We start from the raw sequence: 24,744 nt of genomic DNA, 5'->3' as shown, positions 1-24,744 counted from the left end.
GGCGCTGGCGCAACCCTGGGGCGTTAGCTCAGTTGGTTAGAGCAGAGGACTCATAATCCTTTGGTCGTCGGTTCAAGTCCGCCACGCCCTACCAAGTGCACATAAGGAAACCATGCTGCTTAATTGATAGCATGGTTTTCTTTTTTCTGTTGTTTGTAGGCGATTTGTAGGCAACTTGCTTGGGACAACCCAGCCCAGCAACAAAAGAGTCCATGGTGGGGGCTTAGGCTTGTTTGGTCGCGGGCGTGAAAAGTAAGGCAGAAGAGGGGGCGCAGGCTAACGAGGGGCACCAAGGTAATGCCACACGGCAGTAGGTGTCATCACGTTGGCACGGCAAGCTTGTGAAGCAGATTGCAAGGTACATCACTGTGCGGCAGATTGTCGCGCCGGGGACGGCGGCTTCAGGCTGCGAGCCGCCGGTTGTGTATCCAACTACGAACGACTGCTTCGACCAACAGCTACAGTTGCAAGAGCCAGATCAGTTAGGCGGTCACTGCTATATCTGACAAATTGACCAAAAAACTGTTTAAATATACAGTGACCGCATGGCCGCCGTCTTCATCGTCCGGTTTTCTCCATGTCGCTCCCGCGCGCTGATCTGCCTATATGAAGCGCTCGTACAAAGTCTCCTGATCGCGAGACGTAACAATTTGGATACAGTCACCTCCATCGTTCGCCACAGGTGGAGAGATGACAGCATGAGCTCTGAACCCCTCACTATCGCGTTGCTTTTGAAACGCCAAGACGTGTTGCCCTTGGTGGAGCAAGTGGTCCTAGCCGCGGAAAGCGATCGGCCCGCTTTGGGCTGGTACGCGCGCAAGGTTTACCAGGAAGCCGCGATCGCCGAGCGGCTGATCGTGGCAGTGGCCGGTAAGGACGGTGACGTGCGCTACGCGGGGCATCTGCTGTTCGCCACCACCTTTCCGCGTGGCTATGTCATGCAGATTCATGTCGATGCGGCCCACCGACGCCACGGCGTTGCGCAGCGCATGCTGGACGCACTTAAGGCGCAGCTCAGTGCCTTGAACTACATTGCCATCAGCGCACGGGTGGCCGAAGACTTGCGGCAGTCGCAGGAGTTCTGGGAGAGCCAAGGTTTTTATGCGCATGGCACCGCGCCTGGCGGCAAGACACGCGGGCGAACCCTGGTCCTGCGCAGCCATGAGTTGCCGACGCAGCAACTCTTCGCCGCCAGCGGCTTGACTCATCGTGATCCCCTGGGGCTGGCGGCCGACCCGTGCACGGCCACCAAGCTTTACCTTCTGGACCTCAATGTGATCTTCGACCTGGGGCCGCGCCGCGCGCGCCACCAGGACGTAGTCGATCTCTTCGCGCTTGAGCGCCTGGGGGTCTGCCGCCTTGCCCTCAGTACGGAGTTCGATGCCGAGCTCAAGCGCTCGGCTACGAGCGCCAAGACCGACCCCATGCAGGGTCTGGGTCAGGTCTTTCCAAAGTTTTCCGTGCCACCGGACGACGTCATGGCGCGGCTCACCCATGAGATCGCACCGGCGATCTTTCCAGAACGCTTCGCCGCAGATGCGTTGACCGCCAATGACCACTCCGACCTACGGCATCTGGGCACGGTCATCCATCACAACTTGGCGGGGCTGGTCACCAGCGATGGGGACATCCGCGACGCCGCGGCCTTGCTCCGTCAGCGCTATGGAATCGAAGTGCTTTCGCCCTCTGCGTTCAAGATCCTGGGAGAGTTGGACACAGGCATCGGCGCGGTGACCGCCAGCACGCGAGACACCTTGTCGCTGGTGCCGCTTGCGCTTGGGCGCGAGGCGCAGGTTCGCGCGCTACTCTCGAGCCTGAGTGTATCGCTGGCCGATCAGACCACGGTGTGGGCGGCAGACGACGGCAGCAGCCGGGCGCGCCATCGCTGCGTCGTGCTCGAAAGCGATCGCGTCATCGGCTACCTGATGTGGCCCAGCAACTTGCGCGGGGGAACCTGGGAGGCCAGCTTGGCCGTGGACGAGCATGTGTCATGTGCGCCAGACGCCGCAAGGCTGATGATCGTTCACCTGATGGGATGCGCCCGCGAGGAGGTGCAACGCATGCGTTTGAACCTGGCGCCCGCCCAGGCCTGCGTGCGAGAGGTAGCGCTGGAAATGGGTTTCACAGGAACGCCCGAAACGCAGGCACTTCACAAGGTGTCGCTGCATGCGGCGCTGCTGCCGCATAACTGGTCGGCGCTGCGCACTCGCCTGCAGGCTGTGAGCGACATCACGCTCCCTACGGCCATGCCCGTTTTCCGGCAGGCCGACCAGTATATCGAGCTGATGCGCCCGGACGGACAACGCACGCAAGTGACGGCCTTTGCGTTGGAGACCTTGCTGTCGCCCGCGCTGCTGTGCCTGCCGGGCCGACCAGCCGTGCTCGTCCCGATCCAGCGCGACTATGCCGAGCACTTGCTCGACCACTTGGAGCAGATGCAGTTGCTGCCGCGCGCAAAGGCGCTGCTGTACCAGCAGCGTCACTACCTGAGCGCCCCACAGTCCTTAAAGGTCTTCGCGCGCGGCCACCTGATGTTTTTCTATGAGTCCACCCGCGGCCACGGCCAGAAGGCCGTAGTGGCAATGGCCCGCGTGGTCAATGCCTATCTGAGCGCCGAAGGCGCGATCGACAAGGCCGACCTAGATCGCTCCGTGCTCGAGGCGGCCGACCTGGCAGCTATTGGCAAGTCGGAGATCAAGACCGTGGTCGTCTTCGACAATGTCAAAACCCTACCTCGACCGGTGCCACTGGAGAGCCTGAAGCGATTGGGCTGCGGTAAGGCGACGCAGTTGCTGACGAGCCGTCTTCTCACACCCGAGCAAACGCACAGCATTATTCTTGAAGGATTTCCGCCGTGAGCGCCCCGCAAAACTTTCTAATCTCTCTCGAGGCGCGACACGCGGACCGGATTTTTGACGGCACGAAGACGGTCGAGCTTCGTCGCCGCGCAATGCATGTGGCCATTGGTGCGAACGTTTGGATCTACGTAAAGATGCCCGTGGGCAGCGTGCTTGGGTGTGCCAAGGTGACCGCACTGCACACACTGTCTCCGCGCACACTGTGGAGCCGCTTTGGCGCCGTGTCGGGTCTGCAGCGGCAGGAGTTCTTCGCATACTTCGAAGGTCTGTCCAAGGCTTTTGCGCTGGGCCTGGGCGAGCCAATGCGGCTGGCCTCACCTATCGCGCTCGACCGACTGCGTGAGGTCTCCAACGGCTTTCATCCCCCGCAGTTCTTCGCCAATGTCGCAAGTGATGGTCCACTGCTGCAGGCGATGAATCGGGCCCGCTATTCAGAGCCTTCGGCGCCAGCGCGCCGCGCACGCGTAGCCGAAATGGTCTGAGCTTTGATCGCCACGCTGTGCGAAGCAATCGAAGCCGGCGCGTCAACGGCGGCGAGCCTCCGCGAAAACCGGGTCGGTTCACTGCACTGCTGGAGACTTGGTTGAAGCGGCTCTCGAAAGACGCAGGCGTTTCTCGCCAATAGCCGAGTATCGAAGGAGAGAAAACTGCGTTGCCTCTTTTGCGCTGCCGCATCGCTGGCAGCCGGACTGACGTCCAGCGTTTGCCTGTCGTCAATCAGCGGTTGATAGCATCCAATAAGCGGCCAATACTCTCGCGAAACGGCTCGCGATCAGGCACCATGTCCTCCAGCGTCACCATGAGGCTGGGCCAGTACAGGCCATCGTTTCGGGCGATCTCGCTGTGTGCAGCCAGACGCAAGGCTTGCACGAGTGCCCTGAGCTTGTCGAAATCCTCATCTAGATGGCTGAGTTGGAGGCGGACTTCGCGGACAAGATCGTCCAATTCTGCTGGAACTGCGTCGCTCATAGCACTCTTTGAACAAAGCAAATTGGGCGGCATCGGGAGATGGCGTGCAGCTCAAGATGATTCCCGCAGAAAGTGTTAGCGATAACCGTTCCTTGGCGGCAAGTCCACGCCTCTTGCGAGACGCGACAAACACCCTTCGGGCACTGTCTATGCCCCTTTCCGCTCGTTCTCCAGCGGCTGCAAAAGATCCACAACATCGACCCCAAGCGCGGCAGCCAGCCGCTCCAACCCATCAATGGAGATATTGGTGACGCAGCGCTCCAACTGCGACACATAAGTGCGATGGAAATCAGCATGCTCTCCCAATTTTTCCTGACTCAGGCCGCGTGCCTCGCGCAGGCGCTTCATGTTGGTCGATATGCGCTGGCGCGCCAAGCCGGGGGAGACGGAGGCCGAAGACGTTGACATCCCCAGAAGAGTCTTTCATCTCCGCCTTTTAATCTACAGCATGTTAATCTACTGTTTTTAAATCTCATGATGGATTGGAGGACAGATGCTCTGGTGGGGTTTGCTCTTGGTGGCTATTGGACTGCTGGGATCGCTATGGCTCAAGCGGTTGCGGCGACGTGCAGCTGTAGAGCCGGTTGACGACCTCGTCAGGCTTTGGTTCGGTGCGCGTGGTATCAACCCAGCCACGCTCATGTTCAACATCCATGACGATGCACGCCTCGCACGGCACGCTCAGGCGATCGTGATGGTGGGTGTGGGAACGCAATACGTCGATGCAAAGCAGGTTGGGTTCGTGGTCGAAATAGAGCCAGGGGTCGGCGTTGTCGAAGGAGCGCTTCTGCAGCCCGCCAATCTCGTGCTGCGCGACCGTGCTGTAGCCCATGAGGCCAAGCTTCACCGCTTTAAATTGATGGACGGTTTGCTGGAACTACAACGGCAGGTACAGCGTGGCGCCTGACTGCCGAGTATCAAAGCACTCGGCAGCAGACACAACAAGTTCGATAACGATGAGGGGAAACCATGAACGGAATCATTAAGGCCGCAATGACTGGAACGCTGGTGATATGGCTCTCAGGTTGCGCGCAATCCAGCGGCGTGTTGCAACTTGGGCCTGATACGTACACAGTATCCGTCCATGCCGCCCCAGCCCGAGGTGGAGAGGCTGGTGCGCGCAAACAGGCTTTGACCGAAGCAGCCCAGCAATGCCAGGCGATGGGACGGAATATCCTGGTGGACAACCTCAGTTCCGGCCCATCCACCCACCTTCCTGGTGGTACAGCCAATGTCGCGTTCAAGTGCCTTGCCACTGGGGATCGAGACCTCCATCGGCCAACTTATGAACCCAAGCCGGATACCGTGATTCGGTTCAGGTGATAGACCCAAACCCTTTGCTCCAGACCAACTAAGTTGGCATGCGGTGGCAGAGAACTTTCTTGGCTCTGCGTACCGCAATGGAGCGAAATGCGCCAGTACCAGGCCCAAGTGCCCGTTTGAAAGCGGTATGACCTCGGCAACCTCCTTGGGCAGCGCGATGACGATGAGCGTTATTGTCGAATCCGAGTGTTCCGCCACCTTTTCCCGCATGCGCGAACTTCTGCTCGGTGTTCCAGCTTCGGACATTCAGGCTCGCATCCAATCCTGGATGCCGGTCACGCCTGCTTGATGTTGTACGCCTTTAAGTTTCCTCAAGCTCTCGCTGTTCGGATCGCATTGCGCTGCTTCCTTCGATCTGCGCTTTCATCACGGCGAATGCCCCCAGGGCGATCCGATCGTGCCGAAAGGAAAGGAGCCAAAAAGTCTGCCAGTGCATGCCCTTCGGCTTGTTACCCGAAGGATTGGCGATCCCCGGTCCCCATCCCAATTTGCACCGTATCTTGTCGGCCTTGGTCATGAGCCGGAAAGCAGGTTTCTCGTACTGCACTTCATAGACCAGCCGCTGGCAGTGGCGGCACGCATAGCTCCGCGAGGGCGCGAGGTAGAGGCAAGCGACACGCCGCCCACAGCCCGCGATGGGGCAGCGAAACCACGGACGTTTCCCCCCGAGATGGCATGCCGTCCACTCCAGCAGAATTTCACTGTTCCAACACTGCCGTTGATCCGGCGCAACCTGCAAAAAGCGGTAGACATCGATCTTGTTCGACCTGACCACAGCGTGGTTGGTGTGCGCAGCGCCGTCTGCAGCATAGTCCGTCCACTGCAGCTGGTATCCCGGCTGAAGCAAGCCCTGGCGATGGAGTGCGCGCACATCCAGCACTTTGACCTCCGAGGTCTTGCGGCGGGCACTGTTCGGCCGCCGCCCACTTCCTACACCACCCATATCAGCCTCCAAATTTTTCTCGAAATCAATTGGCAAATTGCACTTCTCAGCAACCAGCCAATAGGCCCGCTGGCTTCCTGCCAGGGGCCGGTTCTTGGGCATCAAGCCGAAGAAGTTGCTGACGTCGACAGGGTGCTCCTGCGGCCGCCCGCCCGTGAAGCCCTGTCGCTCCAGCGCGTTCCACATGACCAAGCCCCTCTCGAGGCTCGCGTGTTGGGCGTTGCGGGCATCGCTGTAGATCTGCCCCCACTTGGACTTCCTGCGCGAGTGGGTGGTGGCCACCTTGTCGGCGGTGAAGAGCTTGTTGCCCGCGATGAGGTTGGCTATATTGCCTCCCGTGTCGGCCCCCTGTTCCACGGGAGGCGTGGATTCAGCGCGGTTGGTGACGCCAGTCCTCCCGCCAGCCGCAGCCGGCACACCCTTCTCATCCGCGCTCAACAGCCACGGTTTTTGCGGGCTGTTCCAATCGAGTCGCTTCACGCCCGGCTTCCCCACAAAGCAGCGCAAATCGTCAAGCCCAGGCAGCGTCAGGTCGGGCGTTGCCACCTTCGGTGTTGTTGCAGGCGTGGCGCAGTTGACCTGCTCCCTATAGGGCGTACCAGTTGAAGGTTAGTAGAGTCCGTTTTCAGAGGAAGAACGGACATGAAGAAGAGCAGATTCACCGACGAGCAGATCATCGGATTTCTCAAGCAGGCCGAGGGCGGCATGCCGGTCAAGGAACTGTGCCGCCTGGGCGGCTTCAGCGATGCGACCTTCTACAAGTGGCGTGCCAAGTTCGGTGGCATGCAGGCTAGCGAGGCCACGCGGCTGCGCGAGATCGAGGGCGAGAACGCCAAGCTCAAGAAACTGCTGGCCGAGGCCCATCTACACATCGAAGCGCTGAAGGTGGGCTTCGGGGTAAAGCGCTGACCCCGCAGGCCAGGCGCGAGGCCGCTGCCAGGATGGTTCAAGAACTGTCCATCAGCGAGCGCCGCGCCTGTCGCTATGCGGGGTTGTCCAGAACCAGCTACCGGGAGCCGCCCAGCATGAACGAGTCCACAGCCAGCCTGAGCACGCGCATCGTCGAGTTGGCGCATGAGCGCCGGCGCTTCGGCTACCGGCGCATCCATGACCTGTTGGCCCTGGAAGGCCATCAGGTGAACCACAAGCGCGTGTGGCGCCTGTACAAGCTGGCCAACCTGTCGGTGCGCAAGCGCCGCAAGGTCAAGCGTCCCACGGGCGAGCGTCAGCCCTTGGTGAGCAGCCGCCATGTCAATGACACCTGGAGCACGGACTTCGTGATGGACGCACTGACCAATGGCCGGCGCATCAAGTGCCTGACGGTGGTCGATGACTTCAGCCGCGAGTGCGTGGACATCGCGGTGGATCACGGCATGGGCGGCGAGTACGTCGTGCGCTTGCTGGACCAGGCCGCGCAGTTCCGAGGCTATCCACTGGCCATCCGCACCGATCAGGGGCCGGAGTTCACCAGCCGGGCTTTCATTGCGTGGGCAGCGGCACGAGGCGTGCGGCACCTGCTCAACGATGCAGGCTGTCCGACCCAGAACGCCTACATCGAGAGCTTCAACGGCAAATTCAGGGATGAGTGCTTGAACGAGCAATGGTTCGAGACGCTGGTGCAGGCTCGCCAGGAGGTGGCCCGATGGCGGCGTGACTACAACGAGGTGCGGCCCCACAGTTCACTGGGGCGCATCTCGCCGGCCAGCTTTGCTGCCTTGCATCGCCAGCGCGCTGGCGATGCAAGGCAATCACCGGAGATCAAGTAGTCTCCACAACCTTGGACTCGCTAACTCGGGACTGGCACGTCTAACGGGGGCAGGTCACAGTGCGAATCTCCCAGCCCCTCCGGGGGCGGATCCACAGGCGCGCCGAGGACGATGGCCTTGCCCCCATCGCCTTCCTGCTGACCGGTGACGGCCTGATGGCGCCCACCGGTGATGCGCCTGTCGTTGGACACGATCACGGCGTGGTCGCCTTGGGTCTCCTTCGCCGCCTCCACCGTTTGGGTTTCTTGCCCGATACCCAGGGCGTCCAGATGCGCCACCAGCCCGCCGGGGGCCACGGAGTGCACCTGCTCGGTGCAAATGTTCGCCAACGAAGCATCAGGAGCCCTTGCACGCTGGCGAGCAGCTTTCTGCTTGTTCACCGCAAGCCCCACGTCGGGGAGGGCTGCCCTTTCTTGCAGAGTCGGAACGACCTCAAAACTCTCCATCTCGTCAATTGCGACAGAGCATAGAGTTTTGGTGCCCACTGCTACACGCTGAGCGTGACTTGGTTCCCGAGCCGGCCCCTTGCCATTGCTCGTAAAAATCTGCGCCATGGTGCGCATCCGCTTCTGGCGAGGGGCGACCTCCAAGCCGAGTTGCCGCATGTACGAACCAGGGTCAAGCTCGATCGACCTCCGCACGGCGGGCCAAGTGGGATCATTCAACAAAGCGGGCAAAGCCCGCCGATAGTGCGCCAGAACCATCGTGACGGCTTCTGCCTTATCCTCGCCGCGCAGCTTCTGCGCAGGAGGCGACAGCCCATGGCGGATACCGACCTCGGTGTAGAGGGTCTCGCGCCAACTATTGAGCTGAGCGGGACTTCCACACACTTTTCCTCCCTGCATTCGACCTTCCAGGAGCGGAAGCACAAGCACATGCATGTGCGGAGCACCTTCATCCAAGTGCACATCGGCGCTCAGGATGTTGCGGGGATCGCAAAAGTGCCGGCCCATCCAGGCCAGGCAATCGTTGAAATAGGCGCGATGGTTCTCCGCATTGAAACCGGGTGGCAGGCTAAAGATGACCTCCACGGCGAGCACCACGTTTTTTCGCAGTGGCTTGAGGCCGCGGCCCTTGCCCCGGCCTGCAGCACGCAGCATCGCCCGGGTGGCATGCGTGATCGCCAGGCTCGCGCCGTGACCGGCGTCCGGGCCGGCCAGGGCGTAGTTCAAACGAACGCGCTCTGGGTCAATATGCGGTTGAAGACGCTCGCGCTTGTTATGGCGCCCCGCTTCCAGCAGTTGTCGGAAGGTATGGATACGCCCAATGCGCATGACACCGCACAGGGCAGAGGTCGCCATCCCTTACCCTCCAACACCCAAAATGCGGCGCAAATCGGCCACAGGCCACGCAAGGGCGACCATGGACCCGAATCGGGCGCAGAGGGCCGTTTTCATGACAGGCCCAGAGGCGAAGCGTCTGCGGCTTGCGGTTGAGGTGGATTGCAGCTTCGGTGGTCGGCAGTGCTGCGCGGGTTTCCTGGATCAGGGGCTTGATCGAAACCATGGAGGCTCCAGCAAGGGGGAGCCAACTCAGTTTTCCTTGAGTGCATGACATCCCCCGGATTGACGGGAAATTGCCAAGCACTCCTGCGCTACAGCCTTCTTGTGCGATCCTGCCGTATCGACCACAAAGCGGTCAAAGACTGGATGTACGCATATATGTTAGTAGGGCCGTTGAAATAGTCAAGACACATACGGTGATCGCGGAGGGCCGAGACGGCATCGGTGGTCCCGAAAGACGAGGCTGCGTCCACCTAGGCAGGTGATTCAGCGCGCTCCAGGCGCACTACGGCACAGTAGCCGACGGCGTGTGCATGGCGCTCACACTACGCTGTGACGGCGTGGCCTTGCCGCCTTCCAGGCTCGGACTGCGGGTGCAGCGTGGCGGTCCATTAGTTTGTGTTATCGCTTTTTTGCCACTATGTGCAGCTTGCCCGGTTCGATTTGGGCGTCAAACTGCACCTTAGAGCGTGTTATGAACTTGATAGCGCGTGCGGTAGATTCGCCACATGGCAAGGCGCAAGCAGTACCCCACGGATGTCACGGATGAGGAGTGGGGCTTCGCGGCGCCGTACCTGGCACTGATCGACGAGAAGGCAGCGCAACGCCAGCACGAACTGCGCGAAGTGTTCAATGCCTTGCGCTGGATGGCCCGTGCGGGTGCGCCCTGGCGCATGCTGCCTGGGGACTTCCCGCCGTGGGAGGCGGTCTATCAGCAAACACGCCGCTGGTTGCAAGCAGGATGCTTTGAGGCAATGGCCAACGACCTTCGCTCGGTCATTCGCGTGGCGCAAGGACGCCAGGGCCAGCCCAGTGCGGCAGTCTTGGATGGACGCACCTTGCAATCGAGCTGTGAGAGTGGTCCGCGTGCTGGCTACGATGGTTACAAGCGGCGCAACGGCTCGAAAGTGCACATGGCCGTCGATACGCTGGGGCATTTGCTGGCCGTCCATATCACACCAGCCAATGAACAGGAGCGAGCGCAAGTGGCGCCGTTGTGCGAGGCGGTGCAGGAAGCGACAGGCGAGACGGTGAGACTGGCCTGGGCCGACCAGGGCTACACGGGCGAAGAGCCCAACCGGCAGGCCAGCGAGCACGGCATTGATCTGCAAATTGTCAAGCTGCCCGAGGCCAAGAAGGGCTTTGTGCTGCTGCCCAGGCGCTGGGTGGTCGAGCGCAGCTTTGGCTGGCTGGCGCGATTCAGAAGGCTCAGCCGCGACTATGAAAGATTGCCCGAAGTGCTCGCCGGATTGCATTTCCTGATCTTCGTGATCCTCATGCTGCCAAAGGCGTTGCCTGCCTTGGGCACGGGGGTGAGTTCATAACACGCTCTAGAACCTCGATTCTGGTGCAGTCGCCTCAGGCGCTAGACAAGGTTAACGCAGGGGCCTCACTCGATCCCCAACCCGGCTCTTCACATAGTGCTCCGTCATGCCTCGGTTCTTGTGCGCGAGCAGCCTCTGTGAGTGCGCCAGGTCGCCGGTATCGGTTGCAGCCTTCGCCCGAATGTCCCGAAACTGGAAGTCCACCTTCGCCAGTTCGCGGGCCTTGTCAAAGCGTGAGCGCAGTGCGAACCTGCTCAAGGGCTGGCCGTTCTCATCCTGAATCAGGAAGGCACCGATCGCCTTGCGCGGGTGCTGGTTGATGCGCTCGATGACGGCGGCCAGTTCGCCCGCGATCTCGATGCCCAGGCGTGCTCCGGTCTTGTTCTACACGACCCACAGCGCACCGTCGCGAATATCCGCCCGCTTCATTTTGAGCACGTCGGCGGGGCGCTGGCCGGTGAGCAATGCCACGTCCATGGCATCGGCTACGGTGAAGTGCGCGTGCTGTTTCACGCGCTCGAATTCCTCATCGGTCACATAGCGGTCGCGTCCCGTTTCCCTGAAGCCTTTCACGCCTTGGCAGGGGTTCTGCACGCTGGTGTAGCCCACTCCCTGGCCTTGTTGAAGATGTGTGAGAACAGCGTTTTTTCGCGGTTGGCGCGCACCTTGACGGCTTGGCCTCGAATGTCGAGGTCTTCACGGATGTGCATGGGCGCGATGGCAAGCATCACCCGCGCGCTACGGACAGCGCGCGAGCGGCTGGCCGATGCGCAGCAACTGCAGGGTGTCGAGCTGCCAGCAGAGCGCAGCTACTGATCAGGCCAGCGTCTCGTAGTCTGAAAGCGGCGTGACGGCGCTGTCCACAGCCACGACCTCTCCTGCAGTGGATTCGCTGATCTCTACCGGCCGACCGCGGCACACGTCAATGCGTGGAGGAGGGGCGCCAGGGTAGGGCGGCGCGCAACAGGCTCCCGTGCCGCGCCAGAGCGGCAATGCCCTCGCTCTGCAACCGCGCCAGAGCGACGGACTCCTAGCGCTGGCGGCGCTGCAGAGCGGCACGCGAAGTTTTCTCCATCAGCAGGCAAAGATGCGTTAGCCTGAAAAGCGCTCGACTACTACACTCAAAGTCATATCGATTCTTATGAAGGAGCGGAGATGGCTTTGCGAAGCATTGGCGTAGGGCTGGTTTTGTGGGCAACTGCGAGCGTATCCCAGGCGATCTACACCATCAACATCAACCAAGTGGGTCCAGATGTTGTGATGAGTGGGACGGGGTCGATAGACATCAACCCTGCTCTATCGTCTGGCAGCCTTGGACCGTGTCTTCTTGGCGGTGATGGTTTGATCTACACAGATGCCCTCTGTATTGGCACGGATATAGATGGAGATCTGTATTCGGGAGTTCTAGGGCGTGTCATCAATCAAAGTCCCTTCAGTTGAAATTCACAGCCCCAGCGCCACGTAGCGGCCATGAGTAAAAGATATGTCCTCAGTGATGGGCAATGGGAGCGCATCAAGGACTTCTTGCCCGGCCAGGCTGGGCAGCCCGGAGCGACGGCAAAAGACAACCGGCTATTCGTAGATGCAGTGCTGTACCGATACCGAGCAGGAATTCCCTGGCGGGATCTGCCCGCGCGCTTTGGTGATTTCCGCGTGGTGCACACCCGTCACTCACGCTGGAGCCAAAGCGGCGCATGGCAGCGGGTGTTCGATGTCTTGGCACAGGATGCGGACAACGAGTACGCGATGATCGACGCCACTATCGTGCGCGCCCATCAGCACAGCGCTGGCGCAAAAGGGGGATCCGGACAAGCAGGCTCTCGGGCGCAGCAAAGGCGGCCTGAGCACCAAGATCCATGCCACGGTCGATGCGCTGGGCAATCCGACAGGATTTCTCCTCACACCTGGGCAAGCGCATGACCTCAAGGGCGCCGATGTCCTGCTCAAGGACACACCTGCCCAGACCATCCTTGCCGACAAGGCCTACGACGCCCATGCTCGGCTGATCGAGCCGTTGCTGAGCAAGGGCAAGGCGGTGGTGATTCCTTCACGGGTGACCAACAAGAAGCCGCGCGAATATGACCGAGACCTCTACAAGGCCCGGCATCTGATCGAGAACTTCTTTGCGCGTCTGAAGCAGTACCGAGCCATTGCCACGCGTTACGACAAGACGGCTCGTAACTTCTTGGGGGCCATCCATCTGGCCGCATCCATGGTGTGGCTCGCGTAAGTGGCAGTAACCCCGTCACTTTCTCAGGGTTGATTGATGACATACCCTAGTGCCGGGCATTTCGCTGCCCTCAGCAGTACCGACCGCTGGATCAAGCTCTTCTGGGCCGAATGTTTTCCTTCTCGGAACTGATCTGTATCTCCCGCCTACCTATGCCTCCGGCTCACCGCTGGTCAATCAATCTACTTATGCTGGCACGACATTGGCGGCCCTCGGTCTCACCGTGGGAACCCAGACGTTGTTCGTCCCATCCGGCGACGAGATCGTGATCAACATCGGCCTCGCATCTCCACCACTCCGGCCAGCATCCCTACGCTTGGTGAGTATGCGTTGCTAGGGATGTCGTCATTGCTGGCCATGCTGGGTATCGCGGCCGTGAGACGCAGGCAGCGCTGAGGCACCGCCCGTTCGGGGTGATCTCCGGTGTGCTCGTCGCAGGTCAAAGTGTTCCGCAAAAATTCTAGGGGCCTCGCCAGCATTGGGTTTGCAGGGTGCCGCTCCCAGAGAATTGCGGAACACGAATCCGGTGCAAAGCCGCGCCAGTGCTCAATTCCGCGACGGACTCATAATCCTTTAGTCGTCGGTTCAAGTCCGCCACGCCCTACCAATATCCGCACTGTTGTCCTCCGTGGAGTGTCCCACGCGGCTTATTCGATCGCGACTTTGTTGTTCTTCACCAGCCGCTGCACCTTGCCCAGTTCGTCCCGGATGAAGGTCTGGAACTGCGCTGGCGTATTGGGCCGCGCGGAGAAGCCCAATCCTGACAATTGCTCCTGAACGGAAGGTTCGCGCAGGACTTGAGCCACCTCTGCGTTGATCCAGGAGACGAGGCCGGATGGTGTGCCCGCTGCGCCCAGAATGCCGATCCAGGTGTATGACTCGAAGTGATGGAGGCCTGTTTGGTCCAGCGGCACGAGCGTGGTCTTCAACCCATCCGTTCGCAGGCTCGTCAGCGCGAGGCCGGTGACCTTGCCCGTTTCTACAAAAGGCATGGCGCTTCCGAAATTGTCGAAAAGCATATCGATTTCGCCGGAGGCGAGCGCCAGCAAGGCTGGACCGCTGCCCTTGTAGATGACGTGTTGCGCCTCGGCTTGCACCTCGTTGAGAAACAGAAGCGTCGAGACATGGATCGACGTTCCCACTCCGCTCGTGCCGTAGTTGAGCCCACCCTTCTTGCTGCGCAGCCGCGCAATGAGTTCCGGCACGGAGCCGATGCCGGATTGCTTGCTGACCATGAGCACCAAGGGCGTGGTTGCCACAAGGGAGATGGGCGAGAAGTCCTGAAGGATGTCGTAGCGCAGATTTTTCACCAGTGCCGGCGCATTGGTGAACGAGGTGGCGGCCACCAGCAGTGTTTGGCCATCGCCTTTGGCACGCGACACGTACTCCGCGCCGATGTTGCCTCCTGCACCGGCCTTGTTCTCTACGATGACCGGGCTGGCCCAGCGGCGCTGCAAGCGTTCGGCCAGGATGCGCGCCACGATGTCCGTGGTGCCGCCTGGGCGAAGGACACGATGAGCGACACCTTGCCCGTGCTCGGGAAGCCTGCGGGCCGCTCTGCGGCGTGCGCGGCCTGTCCACAAAGTGCGCAGGAGGCTGCCAGCGCCATCAATTGGCGGCGGGCAATAGGAAAGGAGGGAGTGGTGACCATGGGGTTCTCCAACGAGACGTTATGCAAGGACTTTCCCGGGATTCAGAACGGCGTGTGGATCGATGACCGCCTTTATCTTGCGCATGAGAGCTATGGCAACGGGTGACTTGTAGCGAAGCAGATCCGCCGTCTTGAACGATCCGATGCCGTGCTCCGCAGAGATCGACCCTCCCAAGGACATCACCTTGTCGTAGATGATTTCGTGCACGCGGCCTTCCAGTACGACGAACTCCGAGGCGGGCGTAGCGGGTGGCGGCTCGACGTTGTAGTGCAGGTTGCCATCGCCGATGTGCCCCAGGACGACCAGCGTGTGGCCTGGGCACTGCGCATCGAGCAGCATCCGTGTTTCGTCGATGAAGCGGGGAATGGTGCCGATGGGCAGCGAAATGTCGTGCTTGAAGTTGCGCTTCTGGGACAGGCCAATGCGTTCGCGCAGTCTCCAGAACGCCGCGCTTTGCTGGTGCGTCTGTGCGATGGCTGCGTCAGAAACGACACCTGCGTCGTAGGCCTGTTCCATGAGTTCCTCAAACTTCTGGATGGCATGGGCTTCACTGTCCTGATCCGAGGACTCCATGAGGATGTACCAAGGAGAGCGTTCGTCGAGAATCCTGGGCGAGTCGGCAAATTTCTCTTCGACTAGGCGCACGCAGTAGTCCGACATCAATTCAAACGCCGTGAGTGCGGGGCCGAGCTGGCTTTGGGCCAGCGACAGCAGCTTCAGTGCCTGAGCTGGACTGTCGATTGCACACCATGCCGTGACTTTGGCGGCCGGCACCGGGAACAATTTGAGCGTCGCAGCGGTAATGATTCCCAACGTGCCCTCAGCGCCGATGAAGAGGTTCTTGAGGTCGTAGCCGGTGTTGTCCTTGCGCAGGCAATTCAGGGCGCTCAGGATCTCGCCGTTGGGCAGCACTACCTCCAGGCCCAGGCACAGGTCACGCATATTCCCGTAGCGCAGGACGGCAGTTCCCCCTGCATTGGTGCTGAGATTGCCTCCCACGGTGCAACTTCCCTCAGCGCCCAGGGACAACGGAAAGAGACGTCCGTTGTCGCGTGCGGTGGCTTGCAATTGCTGCAGCACCATGCCGGCCTCCACCGTGATGGTGTTGCCATAGGTGTCGATTGCCCGCAGCTTGTTCAGTTGGCTGGTCGATAGCAGAACCGTTGGCTGTGGAACCGTGGGAACCGATCCGCCGACCAGTCCTGTATTGCCGCCTTGGGGAACAAGTGCGACCTGGTGCGCGTGGCACCACTGCACGAGGCGGGCCACCTCGGCCGTCGAGGATGGCTGTGCGACACACTGCGCATGCCCTTTGAGGCGCCCGGAGAAGTCGACGAGGAAGCGCTCGATCTCCGATGGCTGCGTGATCGTCTGGCCGATGCCATCGGGAAGGGAAGGGAGGTTCATGGTTCGAAGTGCGGGGAGAAGAGGTGCCCGCCGCACCTGCCGCATTCCGGCAACGGAGAGACGGCGCGGGTGGGGCGGGGCGTTGGATGCAGCGCGATTTACTCAACCTGTACGCCAGCGTCGCGGATCACGGCCGCCCAGCGGCTGCTGTCGCGCTGGATGATGGCGTCCATCTCGTTGGCGGTGCTACCCACCATCTCCACGCCAAGCGGCGCGAACTTTTCGATGATTTCGTGTGAGCGCGCGATTTCGGCGAAGTCCTGCTGCAGCTTTTGAAGGATGGCCGGCGGCGTCTTGGCCGGGGCGGAGATGGCGAACCAAATATCGCCGGCCAATGCCGGATATCCCAGCTCCGCGACGGATGGCACCTGGGGCAGTAGCGGCAACCGCTTTTCCGACATGGATGCCAGCACCTTGACCTTGTTCTGCGACACCGTGCCGTAGTTCGATCCAATGATGTCGATCAACATCTGCACGCGGCCGGTCTGCAGGTCTCCCAGCGCCAGGTTCGACCCTTGGTAAGGGACATGGATCATGCGGGTTCCCGTCTGGCTCTGGAACAGTTCGCTGTGCAGATGGATCACGCCACCTACGCCGGCCGATGCAAACGACACCTGGCCGGGGCGCTGCTTCACATAGTCGATGAATTCCTTGAAGTTGTTCACCGGCACATCGTTGCTCACCATGAGAATGCTGGGCGACGTCGCCAGCAAGCTCACCGATACCAGGTCGCGGCCACTGTCATAGCGCATCTTCTTGTACAGGTTGGGCACCACCGCCAGCGTGCTGGACGTAGCCAGCAGCAACGTGTGTCCATCGGCAGGCGACTTGGCCACGTATTCCGCGCCCAGCATGCTCGCTGCACCAGGTTTGTTCTCGATGACCACGGGTTGGCCGTACTTCTGTGAAAGGATGGCCCCCAAGGCTCTCGGCAAATTGTCGGCAGTACCGCCTGCTGCGAACGGCACGATGATGCGAATGGGCTTGCTTGGATAGGCGGCCTGCGCCACTGCGAGGCCCGAAGCCAGGGCGAGGATGGCTGCGGACACATAGCGGCCCAACTGGGAGAGGCGGTAGATGTTCATGGCGGTCGGTCTCCTGTTGTCGTGATGGATGCGGTAGCCGGGAAAGAGGGCAAGCGGTGCTAGCCGTGCCACTGAGCGATGCCTGGTGTGTTCAAGCGCACGCGATAGATCGAGGTGCACGCAGTGACGTACAGCGTGCGCAGATCGGCGTGCGCAAAGGCGAAGTTGCACGCTTTTTCCGGAAAGCGGATGCGCGCGATGCGTTTTCCTGACGGCAGGAAGATATGGATGCCTCCTGGCCCGCAGCTGTAGACGCGGCCTTGTGCGTCGACCTTCATGCCATCCGGGACGCCGGGCTCATCGCCAGGCACATCGGCGAACAGGCGCCCCGCATCCACCAGCCCATCCGGGCGCACCGTGTGGACATGGATACGCTTGCGGGGGCTGTCGTTGACGTAAAGCAGACGCTCGTCAGGACTGAAGCACAGGCCGTTAGGCTGCTCGAGATCCACCGCCAGCCGTTGCAGCCCACCCGTGTGCGTGATGCGGTACACGCTGGAGTGGTCCAACTGCGGTTCGCGCAGCGTGCCGTGCGGCAGGCGGCGTCCAAAAATGGGATCCGAGAAGTAGATGCTGCCATCACGGCGCGTCACGATGTCGTTGGGACTGTTGAGTTCGCGCCCCTCGAAGTGGCTGGCAATGGTTTCCAGTGTCCCGTCCCCAAGGGTGCGGACCACTCTGCTGCTCGCATGCTCACAACTGAGAAGCCTGCCCTGCGCGTCCCAGGTATTGCCGTTGGTCATGTTGCTCGGGGAACGAAAAACCGAGACGCCGCTTCGTTCATCCCAGCGGTACATGCAACTGGCGTCGATGTCGCTGAAGAGCAGGTAATGGTCGCGCCCGTGCCAGAGTGCACCTTCTGTGAAGACAAAACCAGAAGCAACCCGCTCAATGGGCGTGTCGTGGTCGACGACTTGGCGGGCAGCCTCTGCATCGAAGTACTCGATGGTCATGGACGCGGGATCCTGCCGATGAGAGGAAGAGGGCACTGCGCGCCGAAGGCGTGGAGTAGAAAGTCGTGCGAGGAAAACGCTCGGGCGGCAGGCTCGAGGCTTTCGAGAGGAGGGCATGTGGTAAGGCGCATCCGTTGTCTCCACCTGCCTTGTGGGATATCGGAAAAGGTGGGCAGGTCATTTATTCTGGGAAGCGCTGGCTTATATTCCCAATACTATTTATGTCTGTTATTTAGACAATACCTGTATGAGTAGGCATCTTGATCTCCGTTTGCTGGAGTCCTTTCTGGTCGTGGCCGAGGAGCTGAGCTTCACGCAGGCGGCGAGGCGCCTGCACATGTCCCAGCCTCCTTTGAGCCTGCAGATCAAGCAGCTGGAAGCCAAGCTGGACACCCTGCTCTTCGAGCGCAACAAGCGCAGCGTGCAACTCACGGCTGCCGGCGAGGTCCTGAGAGAAGAATCAGAGCGCCTATTCGCCATAGAACGCCGTGCGCGACAGCGTGTCACCAAGATCGGCAAGGGGAAGATGCGGGGCACATCGCCGTCGGATTCACGGCTGTCGCAGCGATTGATCTCGTTCCAGCTTTGCTGCGCGAATTCAGCGCACAGGTGCCGGACGTGCTGTATTCCTTGTGGCACGCGCCTTCGGAGGCGCAGATCGCAGCCTTGCTGCGCAAGGAACTGGACATTGCCTTGGTGCGACCTCCGGTGGCCGACACCCGACTGGATGCCCGCTGCCTGTTTGCTGAACCGCACGTTCTGGCTGCCCCGGCGCAGCATCCATTGGCGTCCCGGCGATCGGTCAACGTGCGGCATCTCCACGGTGAAATGCTGGCCATGTTCGACCGCCGCGCCGGGCGCTATGCCCATGACCTGATGGTCGGCTGGATGGGACGCAACAATGTCGTTCCCGCTCGCACCCACGACGTCGTACAGCATCAGGCCATGATGGCCCTGGTGAGTGCGGGAATCGCATTGGCGCTGGTGCCGGCGTCAGTGTCACTGCAGCCGGTCAATGGTGTGGTTTTTCGCCGTTTCACGGGCCCCCAGCCCCCGCCCATCGAGCTTTGGATGGCATTGCGCAAAGATGCCTCGAATCCAATGGCGGCGCGATTTGCGGAAATCTTGGCACACCATGCCAAGCACTATCGCGCAACCCTTCCAAAGTAGTTCTCTGTTGGCCTCCAAGCGAACGGTCGTCTGCTAGCTAATATGGTCATGGTCCATATGTTCGGCAAGGCTTGGTGGCTCCAGTGCGCATTTCGCAGTCTCGACAAAATTGCCGATCAGCGGGGAGTCTGATTCCCGGTTCCAGCAGAGGTGCACTTCGGGTCCCACCGCAGGTGGCTCCGCAGGGGCTTGAACACCAGATTCTCCATACGGATGCGCGCACATGTCTCGGGCACCAGCGCAACGCCTAAGCCAGCCGCCACCATGGCCACCACGGCATGCGTCTGCGTGGCGCGTTGCACGAACCGTGGAGCCACGCGGGCATGGTGCAGGATCTCTTCCACCATGGAGTTGAAATAAGGCGCGTTGCGTAAATCGAAGCCGATGAAGGGCACGCCGTCGCAATCGGCCAGTGCGATGCGGTCGTGCAGCGCCAGTGGATGCGATTGCGGCACAGCCATCACCAAGGACTCGCGCAGAAGGCAGTGCGAGCGCAGCGGCGCCTTGATGGGCACAGGCCTGAGCACGCCCAAGTCGATTCTTTGCTGGCGCAACGCCACGACTTGCTCTGTGGAAACCATTTCCAGAAGCACCAGCTCTACGCGCGGGAACCGCTGCTGAAAGGCAGCAATGACCTTGGGAACGGCCTCATAGGCCGATGCTGCGGTGTACCCGATGCGCAGCACGCCGTGGTAACCCTTTGCTGCGGCCTGGGTGGCCGAGGCCGCGTTCTCCAACTCTTCAAGGATGAGCAATGCCTTGTTCAGCAGCACGCGCCCGGCCGGGGTGAGTTCGACAGAACGCTGGTTGCGCACGAACAATGCGGCCCCCATACGCTCCTCCAACTGGCGAATGCTGATTGACAGAGGCGGCTGCGAAATATTGAGCCGGCGGGCGGCACGCCCGAAGTGCAATTCCTGCGCCACGGCCACGAAATGCCGCAGTGATCTCGTATCGAGCATTGATATTTTTTAAGTAATACTCATAGCCCAATTTTATATTGGACGAATGATTTTGCTTTTCCTACATTGCTCTCGCAGAGCGGGACCCCGCCCGGGGTTCCGCATATGAACTTATCGAGAGCAATGAATGGCGAACAGATTCTCAAGCGACGGCGCACAGTTGCTGAGCGCAGTCCTCGACGTCCGCGGCACGGCCTGCAGGCTAGCGGGGTGTCCACCATGGCGATTGGCGTGTGCGCACCGCATAGCGATCCCTGCCGCCATGGACTTACGCACTGCTCGTCCATGACCCCATGCGCCAGGCTGAAGACATCCATTGATATCCAAGGAGACAAAACCATGCATCCACATGCAATCTCGCGCCGCGCCTGGATCCGGGCTGCAGCGGCTTCCGGCGTGGCCGCGCCACTCGGGAGCGGCTTGCTGAGCAGCGCCTGGGCGCAGGCCGCCCCCTATCCCGCGCGCCCCGTCAAAGCCGTCGTGCCCTATCCGGCGGGCGGAATGAGCGATGTTTCCAGCCGCGCGGTGCTGGACCGTTTGTCACGCGAACTGGGCCAGCCCATCGTGATCGAGAACAAGGGAGGGGCAGCCTCCACGCTGGCGAGCAACTGGTTCGTCAGCCAGCCGGCGGACGGGTACACCCTGTATGCGGCGCCGGTGTCCGTCGTCATCAATCCGATCTTGCAAAAGAGCGTGGCCTATGACGCGCGCCGCGACTTCGTGCCCATCTCCATGATGATCAATTCGCCGTTCGTTTTGCAGGTCAATCCGCAGCTCAACGTGCGCAATATGCGAGAACTGCTCGCCCTGCTGCGTGCCAACCCCGGGAAGTTCGCCATTGGCACCTCGGGGCCCGGTTCCATCAATCATTTGGCAGCCGAATATTTCATGCGCGCCATGAATGTGCAGATGCAGGTGGCCCACTACCGTGGCGGCGCACCGGCTGCGCAGGACCTGATGGGGGGCGTGATCCAGGCCATGTTCTCCGCCGCTAACGAGGCGGCGCCGCTGATCCGTGCGGGCCGCACGCGCGGCATCGCCGTCACCACTCGGCAGCGCCTGGACATCCTGCCCGACCTCCCGACGGTGGAGGAAGCGGCAGGCGTGCCCGATTTCGAGGCCGTTTTCTGGCTGGCGCTGATGGCGCCCGCGAAGACGCCCGAAGATGTGCTGTCGCGCCTGCGCAAGGGCATGCAGGTTGTAGGGCAGGACAAGGAATTGCAGGAGCACCTGGCGCGCCAGGGCGTACAGCTCAAGACCTCGACGCCAGCCGATGTGCTGGCAGCCATGAACCGTGATGAGGCTCTGTGGGGCCGGATCATCTGCGAACAGGGGATCAAGGAATGACCGGGCGCGACGTGCCAAAACGCATGGCAGCCGAAGACCTGCGCAGCCACCGCTGGTTCGGCGCCCAGGATCTGCGCGCCTTCGGCCACCGCTCTCGCACGATGCAGATCGGGCTGGTGTGCGAAGACTTCGTGGGCAAGCCCGTCATCGGCATCGTCAACACGTGGTCGGATATCAACCCGTGCCATACCCATCTGCGCGAACGCGCAGAGCAGGTCAAGCGCGGCGTGTGGCAAGCCGGCGGCTACCCCGTGGAACTGCCCGCCATCACGCTGGCCGAGACCATTCAGAAGCCGACCACGATGATGTACCGCAACCTGCTGGCGATGGAAACGGAGGAACTGCTGCGCTCCTATCCCATCGATGGCGTGGTGCTGCTGGGCGGTTGCGACAAGACCACTCCGGCACTCGTCATGGGTGCGACCAGCATGGGCCTGCCCACGATCTTCCTGCCCGCCGGCCCCATGCTGACGGCACGCTGGCGTGGGCAGACACTGGGATCGGGCTCCGACCAGTGGAAATTCTGGGATGAGCGCCGTGCCGGGCGCATCACGGCCGAGGAGCATGCGGAGGTGGAGGCCAGTATCGCCCGCAGCCACGGTACCTGCATGACGATGGGAACGGCATCCACCATGGCGGCTATCTGCGAAGCGCTGGGGGTTTCATTACCAGGTGCGTCCAGCATCCCGGCTCCTGATTCCGGGCACGCGCGCATGGCCGGCGAATGCGGCAAGCGCATCGTGGAGATGGTGTGGGAAGACTTGCGCCTGGACCGCATCCTCACGCCGGAAGCCTTCGACAACGCTGCCACCGCGCTCATGGCCAACGGCGGCTCCACCAACGCCATCATCCATCTGGTCGCGATGGCGGGGCGGGCAGGAGTGGACTTTCCGCTGGAGCGCTTCAACGCCATCAGCGCGCGCACGCCGGTGTTGGCCAACGTGCGCCCGGTGGGGCAGGGCTACCTCATGGAGGACTTCCACTACGCGGGCGGCCTGCCCGCACTGCTGGCCGAGCTCAAGGATCTGCTGCATCTGGACTGCTTGAACTGCAACGGGCGCACGCTGGGAGAGAACCTGCAGGGCGCACGGATCTGGAACGACGATGTGATCCGAGCGCGCGGCAACCCTGTCAAGACGGACGGAGGCCTCGTGGTGCTCAAGGGAAACCTCGCGCCCGATGGCGCCGTCATCAAGACCGGAGCCATGGACCCGCGCTACCTGAAGCACACGGGCAAGGCCCTGGTGTTCGACGACTACAACCACATGGCTGCGCAGATCGACCGCGACGATCTGGAGGTGGACGAGAGCACCGTGCTGGTGCTGCGCAACGCGGGGCCCCTGGGCGGTCCGGGCATGCCCGAGTGGGGCATGATGCCGCTGCCACGCAAGCTGCTGCTGCGCGGCGTGAAGGACATGGTGCGCATCTCGGATGCGCGTATGTCGGGAACCAGCTACGGCACCTGCGTGCTGCACGTCGCCCCCGAGAGCTGGGTCGGCGGTCCGTTGGCACTGATCCGCACCGGAGACACGATCACTCTGGACGTGCCCGCCCAATCCCTCCACGTACACCTGAGTGAAGAAGAGCTCACCGCTCGCCGCGACGCGTGGCAGCCGCCGTCGCCGCGTTTCTCCCGTGGCTACGGCAAGCTGGTGGTGCAGCACATCCAGCAGGCAGACAAAGGCTGCGACTTCGACTTTCTCTGCGGCACTGCGCCCACCGCAGAGCCAGAAATCCACTGATCCTTGCAGCCATGCCCCATCTGCTGATTGCCAAAACCGTGCATGAGGACGGCCTGCGCCTGCTGCGCGAGCGCAGCGACTGGACATTTACCTGTCTTGACGACGCACACGACCCGGAGTTCACAGAGCAGCTGCCAGCGGCAGATGCCGTGGTGTTGCGCTACCGTTCCCTGCAGCGCGCCCACGTGGACCTTGCGCCGCGTCTGCGCTGCGTATCGCGCCACGGCGTAGGCTACGACAGCGTGGATACCGTAGCGCTGGGGGAGCGCGGCATCGTGCTGGCCATCACGCCGCAAGCCAATGCCTCCGCCGTCGCGGAACATGCTATGGCGCTGCTGCTGGCCGTGGCTCGACGCATTCCGCAATGCCACGGCAGTGTCGCCACCGGTCAGTGGGTTCAGGGCACGGGCTCGCAACCCTTCTTCGAGCTGGAGGGAAAGCAGGCGCTGGTTGTGGGTGCCGGGCGAATCGGCCGTGCCATGGCTGCGCGGCTGCGTGGGTTTGGCATGGCGGTGCGCATCTTCGATCCGTTCCTCGCGCCGGGCACGCTGCTGCCAGAGGGTTGTGAACTCGCGCCCGCTCTCGATGCGGCGCTGGCACGGGCAGACGTGGTCAGCCTGCACGTGCCCTCCACGGAGGCCACGCGCGGCTTGGTGGATCCGCTGGCCTGCAAGCGCGGCGCCATCCTGGTCAACACGGCGCGTGGCGATGTGGTGGACGCAGGCCGCCTGCACACGGCGCTGCGCACCGGGCAACTCTATGGCGTCGGCTCGGACGTGTTCGACACGGAGCCTGTCCCTGCGGGGCATCCACTGCTGGCGGAGCCTGCCTTGGTTGCCACGCCCCACGTCGCTTCGTTCACCGACGGCGCGCTGCGCCGCATGGCATGTGAGTCGATTCAGAACGTACTGGACTTCTTCGACGGGCGGCTGCACGCAGCGGCCATGGTCGACCTGCATGGGAGTGCCGCATGAGCATGCTGCTCTCTACGGCCGACTACGAACGGGCGGCGCGCCGGCGGCTCCCCCGTTGCGTGCATGGCTTCGTCCTGGGCGGAACGGAAGATGGAGCCTCGCTGCAAGAGAACCGCCGGGCTTTTGAGGACTGGCAATTCGTGCCGCGCGGGCTGAACGATGTCAGCCAACGCCATACGCGCACCCGTCTGTGGGAGACGGAATACGCCATGCCCGTGGGGCTGGCCCCCACCGGCCTGGCCGCGCTGGTGGCGCACGACGGTGACCTGGCTCTGGCGCAGGGGGCGCAGGCAGCAGGCGTGCCTTTCATCATCAGCGGCTCGTCCAGCGTGCCGCTGGAAGAACTGATGCAAGCCGCGCCGGGCGGTTGGTACCAAGCCTATTTCCCGGGTGATCGCGAGCGCATTGGACGCATCCTGCATCGGCTGCGCGCCGCGCAAGTGCAAACCCTGGTGGTCACGATGGACACCTGCGTGGCGGCCAACCGCGAAAACAATGCGCGGCTGGATTTCAACATTCCGTTCCGGCTCACGCCG

The 24,744-nt window shown here is 61.9% G+C and carries 24 protein-coding genes, 1 tRNA gene and 2 pseudogenes; 15 read left to right on the top strand and 12 right to left on the bottom strand.

From position 1 onward, the window contains the following. The first annotated feature begins 17 nt into the window (after positions 1 to 17). The 3 genes from AAG689_RS16555 to AAG689_RS16545 all read left to right on the top strand — a co-directional run bounded on the left by AAG689_RS16555 (position 18) and on the right by AAG689_RS16545 (position 3,340). Positions 18 to 94 (top strand) — tRNA-Ile (locus AAG689_RS16555). Between the two features lie 604 nt (positions 95 to 698). Beyond that, on the top strand, positions 699 to 2,858 hold the full coding sequence (locus AAG689_RS16550; protein ID WP_406622926.1) for a GNAT family N-acetyltransferase: 2,160 nt from the start codon (positions 699 to 701) through the stop codon (positions 2,856 to 2,858). Then, complete coding sequence (locus AAG689_RS16545) at positions 2,855 to 3,340, top strand: ASCH domain-containing protein (protein ID WP_406622925.1); 486 nt, start codon at positions 2,855 to 2,857, stop codon at positions 3,338 to 3,340. The genes AAG689_RS16550 and AAG689_RS16545 overlap by 4 nt, the downstream gene beginning before the upstream one ends. 235 nt (positions 3,341 to 3,575) lie before the next feature. Here AAG689_RS16545 and AAG689_RS16540 read toward each other — a convergent pair whose 3' ends face one another. The 3 genes from AAG689_RS16540 to AAG689_RS16530 form a co-directional block, all read right to left on the bottom strand. Beyond that, positions 3,576 to 3,827, bottom strand: a complete 252-nt coding sequence (locus tag AAG689_RS16540; protein ID WP_406622924.1) for a hypothetical protein — start codon at positions 3,825 to 3,827, stop codon at positions 3,576 to 3,578. A gap of 147 nt (positions 3,828 to 3,974) precedes the next feature. Continuing rightward, positions 3,975 to 4,175, bottom strand: coding sequence for a helix-turn-helix domain-containing protein (locus AAG689_RS16535; RefSeq protein ID WP_406622923.1), 201 nt, complete (start codon positions 4,173 to 4,175; stop codon positions 3,975 to 3,977). 193 nt (positions 4,176 to 4,368) lie between these two features. Beyond that, the gene (locus AAG689_RS16530; protein ID WP_406622922.1) at positions 4,369 to 4,659 is read right to left on the bottom strand and encodes a hypothetical protein; all 291 of its coding nucleotides are present in this window, start codon (positions 4,657 to 4,659) and stop codon (positions 4,369 to 4,371) included. A 137-nt stretch (positions 4,660 to 4,796) separates the two neighbouring features. Between AAG689_RS16530 and AAG689_RS16525 the strand changes: the two genes are divergently transcribed. After that, positions 4,797 to 5,150 (top strand): hypothetical protein, encoded by a 354-nt coding sequence (locus AAG689_RS16525; protein WP_406622921.1) that lies wholly within the window; start codon positions 4,797 to 4,799, stop codon positions 5,148 to 5,150. A gap of 127 nt (positions 5,151 to 5,277) precedes the next feature. Next, entirely contained in the window at positions 5,278 to 5,439 is a 162-nt protein-coding gene (locus AAG689_RS16520; RefSeq protein ID WP_406622920.1) for a hypothetical protein, read from the top strand. A 12-nt stretch (positions 5,440 to 5,451) separates the two neighbouring features. Here the strand turns inward: AAG689_RS16520 and AAG689_RS16515 are convergent, their stop codons facing one another. After that, a complete protein-coding gene (locus AAG689_RS16515; protein WP_406622919.1) occupies positions 5,452 to 6,639 on the bottom strand; it encodes a hypothetical protein in 1,188 nt (395 codons plus the stop codon). A 96-nt stretch (positions 6,640 to 6,735) separates the two neighbouring features. Between AAG689_RS16515 and AAG689_RS16510 the strand changes: the two genes are divergently transcribed. Beyond that, positions 6,736 to 7,859 (top strand): IS3 family transposase gene (locus tag AAG689_RS16510; protein ID WP_406622737.1). Its coding sequence is split into 2 segments (ribosomal slippage): positions 6,736 to 6,991 and positions 6,991 to 7,859, totalling 1,125 coding nucleotides; the frame shifts between segments, so codons are not numbered across the junction. 20 nt (positions 7,860 to 7,879) lie between these two features. On the opposite strand, the gene AAG689_RS16505 is transcribed toward AAG689_RS16510, so the two are convergent. Continuing rightward, on the bottom strand, positions 7,880 to 9,160 hold the full coding sequence (locus tag AAG689_RS16505; RefSeq protein WP_406622918.1) for a plasmid recombination protein: 1,281 nt from the start codon (positions 9,158 to 9,160) through the stop codon (positions 7,880 to 7,882). Between the two features lie 710 nt (positions 9,161 to 9,870). On the opposite strand from AAG689_RS16505, the gene AAG689_RS16500 reads away from it, so the two are divergent. Next, complete coding sequence (locus AAG689_RS16500) at positions 9,871 to 10,686, top strand: IS5 family transposase (RefSeq protein WP_406622917.1); 816 nt, start codon at positions 9,871 to 9,873, stop codon at positions 10,684 to 10,686. 51 nt (positions 10,687 to 10,737) lie between these two features. Here the strand turns inward: AAG689_RS16500 and AAG689_RS16495 are convergent, their stop codons facing one another. Both AAG689_RS16495 and AAG689_RS16490 read right to left on the bottom strand, forming a co-directional pair. After that, positions 10,738 to 11,040 (bottom strand): integrase, encoded by a 303-nt coding sequence (locus tag AAG689_RS16495; RefSeq protein WP_406626358.1) that lies wholly within the window; start codon positions 11,038 to 11,040, stop codon positions 10,738 to 10,740. A 30-nt stretch (positions 11,041 to 11,070) separates the two neighbouring features. Beyond that, the gene (locus tag AAG689_RS16490; protein ID WP_406622916.1) at positions 11,071 to 11,295 is read right to left on the bottom strand and encodes a hypothetical protein; all 225 of its coding nucleotides are present in this window, start codon (positions 11,293 to 11,295) and stop codon (positions 11,071 to 11,073) included. Positions 11,296 to 12,156: 861 nt separating this feature from the next. On the opposite strand from AAG689_RS16490, the gene AAG689_RS16485 reads away from it, so the two are divergent. Next, a protein-coding gene (locus tag AAG689_RS16485) for an IS5 family transposase (RefSeq protein ID WP_406622915.1) occupies positions 12,157 to 12,916 on the top strand; the annotation gives its coding sequence in 2 pieces (ribosomal slippage) (positions 12,157 to 12,500 and positions 12,499 to 12,916; 762 coding nt in all). Between the two features lie 180 nt (positions 12,917 to 13,096). Beyond that, positions 13,097 to 13,312 (top strand): IPTL-CTERM sorting domain-containing protein, encoded by a 216-nt coding sequence (locus AAG689_RS16480; RefSeq protein WP_406626357.1) that lies wholly within the window; start codon positions 13,097 to 13,099, stop codon positions 13,310 to 13,312. 251 nt (positions 13,313 to 13,563) lie between these two features. Here AAG689_RS16480 and AAG689_RS16475 read toward each other — a convergent pair whose 3' ends face one another. The 4 genes from AAG689_RS16475 to AAG689_RS16460 all read right to left on the bottom strand — a co-directional run bounded on the left by AAG689_RS16475 (position 13,564) and on the right by AAG689_RS16460 (position 18,013). Next, positions 13,564 to 14,397, bottom strand: coding sequence for a tripartite tricarboxylate transporter substrate-binding protein (locus AAG689_RS16475; RefSeq protein WP_406622914.1), 834 nt, complete (start codon positions 14,395 to 14,397; stop codon positions 13,564 to 13,566). Positions 14,398 to 14,586: 189 nt separating this feature from the next. Next, the gene (locus AAG689_RS16470; protein WP_406622913.1) at positions 14,587 to 15,975 is read right to left on the bottom strand and encodes an FAD-binding oxidoreductase; all 1,389 of its coding nucleotides are present in this window, start codon (positions 15,973 to 15,975) and stop codon (positions 14,587 to 14,589) included. 98 nt (positions 15,976 to 16,073) lie between these two features. Next, positions 16,074 to 17,060: a Bug family tripartite tricarboxylate transporter substrate binding protein gene (locus AAG689_RS16465; protein ID WP_406622912.1), complete on the bottom strand. Its 987-nt coding sequence runs from the start codon at positions 17,058 to 17,060 to the stop codon at positions 16,074 to 16,076. Positions 17,061 to 17,119: 59 nt separating this feature from the next. Next, a complete protein-coding gene (locus AAG689_RS16460; RefSeq protein ID WP_406622911.1) occupies positions 17,120 to 18,013 on the bottom strand; it encodes an SMP-30/gluconolactonase/LRE family protein in 894 nt (297 codons plus the stop codon). A 247-nt stretch (positions 18,014 to 18,260) separates the two neighbouring features. Here AAG689_RS16460 and AAG689_RS16455 point away from each other — a divergent pair. Next, positions 18,261 to 18,446: pseudogene (locus AAG689_RS16455) on the top strand (LysR family transcriptional regulator); the annotation flags it as partial. A gap of 26 nt (positions 18,447 to 18,472) precedes the next feature. After that, positions 18,473 to 19,183, top strand: coding sequence for a LysR family substrate-binding domain-containing protein (locus tag AAG689_RS16450; RefSeq protein ID WP_406626356.1), 711 nt, complete (start codon positions 18,473 to 18,475; stop codon positions 19,181 to 19,183). 116 nt (positions 19,184 to 19,299) lie between these two features. On the opposite strand, the gene AAG689_RS16445 is transcribed toward AAG689_RS16450, so the two are convergent. Further along, the gene (locus tag AAG689_RS16445; RefSeq protein WP_406622910.1) at positions 19,300 to 20,145 is read right to left on the bottom strand and encodes a LysR family transcriptional regulator; all 846 of its coding nucleotides are present in this window, start codon (positions 20,143 to 20,145) and stop codon (positions 19,300 to 19,302) included. Positions 20,146 to 20,430: 285 nt separating this feature from the next. Here AAG689_RS16445 and AAG689_RS16440 point away from each other — a divergent pair, with 285 nt between their 5' ends. From AAG689_RS16440 to AAG689_RS16425, 4 genes and pseudogenes are all read left to right on the top strand, one after another. Beyond that, positions 20,431 to 21,492, top strand: a complete 1,062-nt coding sequence (locus AAG689_RS16440) for a Bug family tripartite tricarboxylate transporter substrate binding protein (protein WP_406622909.1) — start codon at positions 20,431 to 20,433, stop codon at positions 21,490 to 21,492. 23 nt (positions 21,493 to 21,515) lie between these two features. Beyond that, positions 21,516 to 23,234, top strand: coding sequence for an L-arabinonate dehydratase (araD, locus tag AAG689_RS16435; protein ID WP_406622908.1), 1,719 nt, complete (start codon positions 21,516 to 21,518; stop codon positions 23,232 to 23,234). A gap of 11 nt (positions 23,235 to 23,245) precedes the next feature. After that, positions 23,246 to 24,208: an NAD(P)-dependent oxidoreductase gene (locus tag AAG689_RS16430; protein WP_406622907.1), complete on the top strand. Its 963-nt coding sequence runs from the start codon at positions 23,246 to 23,248 to the stop codon at positions 24,206 to 24,208. Then, positions 24,205 to 24,735 (top strand): annotated as a pseudogene (locus AAG689_RS16425) (alpha-hydroxy-acid oxidizing protein); the annotation flags it as partial. The gene AAG689_RS16430 and the pseudogene AAG689_RS16425, both read left to right, overlap by 4 nt. Between the last annotated feature and the right edge of the window lie 9 nt (positions 24,736 to 24,744).

This window comes from Acidovorax sp. SDU_ACID1, assembly GCF_045291395.1.
Lineage (GTDB): Bacteria > Pseudomonadota > Gammaproteobacteria > Burkholderiales > Burkholderiaceae_C > MR-S7.
The sequence above is the reverse complement of the archived record's forward strand: the minus strand, read 5'-3'. Positions and strand labels throughout refer to the sequence as shown.

Excerpts from the sequence above, each read along its gene's own strand:
- AAG689_RS16460 (WP_406622911.1), bottom strand. The coding sequence starts at position 18,013 with ATGACCATCGAGTACTTCGATGCAGAGGCTGCCCGCCAAGTCGTCGAC.
- araD (WP_406622908.1), top strand. The coding sequence starts at position 21,516 with ATGGCAGCCGAAGACCTGCGCAGCCACCGCTGGTTCGGCGCCCAGGAT.
- AAG689_RS16500 (WP_406622917.1), top strand. The coding sequence starts at position 9,871 with ATGGCAAGGCGCAAGCAGTACCCCACGGATGTCACGGATGAGGAGTGG.
- AAG689_RS16430 (WP_406622907.1), top strand. The coding sequence starts at position 23,246 with ATGCCCCATCTGCTGATTGCCAAAACCGTGCATGAGGACGGCCTGCGC.
- AAG689_RS16550 (WP_406622926.1), top strand. The coding sequence starts at position 699 with ATGAGCTCTGAACCCCTCACTATCGCGTTGCTTTTGAAACGCCAAGAC.
- AAG689_RS16445 (WP_406622910.1), bottom strand. The coding sequence starts at position 20,145 with ATGCTCGATACGAGATCACTGCGGCATTTCGTGGCCGTGGCGCAGGAA.
- AAG689_RS16530 (WP_406622922.1), bottom strand. The coding sequence starts at position 4,659 with ATGGGCTACAGCACGGTCGCGCAGCACGAGATTGGCGGGCTGCAGAAG.
- AAG689_RS16535 (WP_406622923.1), bottom strand. The coding sequence starts at position 4,175 with ATGAAGCGCCTGCGCGAGGCACGCGGCCTGAGTCAGGAAAAATTGGGA.
- AAG689_RS16525 (WP_406622921.1), top strand. The coding sequence starts at position 4,797 with ATGAACGGAATCATTAAGGCCGCAATGACTGGAACGCTGGTGATATGG.
- AAG689_RS16440 (WP_406622909.1), top strand. The coding sequence starts at position 20,431 with ATGACCCCATGCGCCAGGCTGAAGACATCCATTGATATCCAAGGAGAC.
- AAG689_RS16470 (WP_406622913.1), bottom strand. The coding sequence starts at position 15,975 with ATGAACCTCCCTTCCCTTCCCGATGGCATCGGCCAGACGATCACGCAG.
- AAG689_RS16465 (WP_406622912.1), bottom strand. The coding sequence starts at position 17,060 with ATGAACATCTACCGCCTCTCCCAGTTGGGCCGCTATGTGTCCGCAGCC.
- AAG689_RS16505 (WP_406622918.1), bottom strand. The coding sequence starts at position 9,160 with ATGGCGACCTCTGCCCTGTGCGGTGTCATGCGCATTGGGCGTATCCAT.
- AAG689_RS16520 (WP_406622920.1), top strand. The coding sequence starts at position 5,278 with ATGACCTCGGCAACCTCCTTGGGCAGCGCGATGACGATGAGCGTTATT.
- AAG689_RS16540 (WP_406622924.1), bottom strand. The coding sequence starts at position 3,827 with ATGAGCGACGCAGTTCCAGCAGAATTGGACGATCTTGTCCGCGAAGTC.